The organism is Mesorhizobium sp. M1E.F.Ca.ET.041.01.1.1, from assembly GCF_003997355.1.
Classification (GTDB): Bacteria; Pseudomonadota; Alphaproteobacteria; order Rhizobiales; family Rhizobiaceae; genus Mesorhizobium.
The window spans coordinates 1-857 of record NZ_RZSL01001122.1 but is presented as its reverse complement, the minus strand read 5'-3'; the positions used below and the strand labels follow the sequence as shown (position 1 = coordinate 857).

The following is an 857-nucleotide window of genomic DNA, read 5'->3' as shown; positions in this document are numbered from 1 at the left end:
GGGCACGTAAGCACCCGACACCTGGCCGCGCCGGTCGATATGGGCGCCGCCCAGCGCCAGGATTCTTGGAGATGTCGGCATGCAGGCGTCGTACCTTCGTTGATTGTTCGCGTGCGCACACTAGGTTTCCACGCATCGCCCCGCAATCGGGCCCGCGATTCGAGTCGGCTGGATATCGAAGTCTCTTTTGGGCCAGCGGCGCCGGCGCGCTCCAGGTTTAGTGAGACAAAAATAGAACAAATCCAGATATTGATTGTTTTTCAGTCAGTTGCTGCCTCTTGCCAAGCGAGAACAAAAAAGGTACAAAACAGCAGGGATCACGGATTGTCCGGCCTTCATTGACGACCAAGGGGTGATGTATCATGGCTCAGAACACTTTGCGGCTTGTAGAGGATAAGGCAGTGGACAAATCAAAGGCTCTGGATGCGGCGCTGTCGCAAATCGAGCGCGCGTTCGGCAAGGGCTCGATCATGCGGCTTGGCGCCAACGAGCAGGTGGTCGAGATCGAAACCGTGCCGACGGGATCGCTCGGCCTCGACATCGCGCTCGGCGTCGGCGGCCTGCCGCGCGGCCGCATCATCGAAATCTACGGACCGGAAAGCTCGGGCAAGACGACGCTGGCGTTGCACACGGTCGCGGAAGCCCAGAAGAAGGGCGGCATCTGCGCCTTCGTCGATGCCGAGCATGCGCTCGATCCGGTATATGCCCGCAAGCTCGGCGTCGACCTCGAGAACCTGCTGATCTCGCAGCCCGACACCGGCGAGCAGGCGCTGGAGATCTGCGACACGCTGGTGCGCTCGGGCGCCATCGACGTGCTGGTGGTCGATTCGGTCGCGGCGCTGACGCCGCGCTCCGCA

At 61.7% G+C, this 857-nt stretch carries 2 protein-coding genes; both read left to right on the top strand.

The window, feature by feature from the left end:
• Positions 1-342, top strand: a 342-nt coding sequence (locus EOA38_RS39965) for a hypothetical protein (protein WP_210213026.1), incomplete at its 5' end; no start/stop codon positions are given.
• A 20-nt stretch (positions 343-362) separates the two neighbouring features.
• Positions 363-857: ATPase domain-containing protein (locus EOA38_RS37830; protein WP_281060186.1), on the top strand; the 495-nt coding region annotated here is incomplete at its 3' end.